Annotated in this window: 1 protein-coding gene; it reads right to left on the bottom strand. The window is 70.3% G+C overall.

Annotated features, from left to right (window positions below):
- Positions 1-188 precede the first annotated feature (188 nt).
- Complete coding sequence (locus FF041_RS35300; protein WP_153526526.1) at positions 189-419, bottom strand: hypothetical protein; 231 nt, start codon at positions 417-419, stop codon at positions 189-191.
- Between the last annotated feature and the right edge of the window lie 413 nt (positions 420-832).

Here is an 832-nt window from a genome sequence, read left to right as displayed (position 1 = left end):
GCGGCGGTGGCCGGTCCTGCGGAAGTGGTACTCGGCCCACGCGTGCACGTCGCCCGGGGTGAGCTCCCGTGCGGCGTCCGGGGGTTCAGCGCCGCACGGCGGGGTGCCGGACACGCACGCGATCCACGCACGGACCCCTGCGGCCTCGACATGCGGCAGAGTCCATAAGAGGCGACGGAGCCGCCTGATCATCCCCATACCGCACCCTCTCGAACGCTGTTGGCGTTCCGCTCGGCGAGTGCCGCCGAAAGCCGGTCGGCCGTAGTGGCGGGGCGAACGTGCTCCCGCAGCACGTCCCACTCGCACCCGCCGTGGACCGGCCGGAGCATGTAGCGCGTCCCGTACTCCTCCATGACCTCCCCCACACGTTTCATGCGCGTGTCATACGCGAGGGACCCGACCGCGAGAGCCTCGTTCATGTCGCGTCCCCCGGCCGGTGCGGGTGCTGCCGGATCATCTCGTCACAGTGCTCGGCTTGGGTGGCGCGGCCGATTTCCCGCGACCTTCGGCGCAGCCGTGCATGTGCGACGCAGATCCGGCATCCACGGACAGGCGCGGGCTCGGGCTCAGTCTCGGTCGCAGGGGCCGGAGACGGAGCCGACGCACGCTCACCCCTGGCGGCGAGGTGTCTCCGGTAGCCCTCCAGCCCGGTCAACACACCCTGGACCAGGGGCCGTGATACCGGCGACCATCCGCCGACCGGATCCACGGACACCCACCGCAGCCGTTCATTGGGACGCTCAACGACCCGCACCTCTGCGGTCAGCACGAGCTCACCGTGGGCGGGCGGGGGGATTTGCTGCATCGGGCGAACATTCTTGCTAGACACCAA

This window comes from Streptomyces jumonjinensis (assembly GCF_009600885.1).
Lineage (GTDB): Bacteria > Actinomycetota > Actinomycetes > Streptomycetales > Streptomycetaceae > Streptomyces > Streptomyces jumonjinensis.
The sequence above is the reverse complement of the archived record's forward strand: the minus strand, read 5'-3'. Positions and strand labels throughout refer to the sequence as shown.

What these genes read in the sequence shown, in the direction of transcription:
- FF041_RS35300 (WP_153526526.1), bottom strand. Translation starts at nt 419, where the DNA reads ATGAACGAGGCTCTCGCGGTCGGGTCCCTCGCGTATGACACGCGCATG.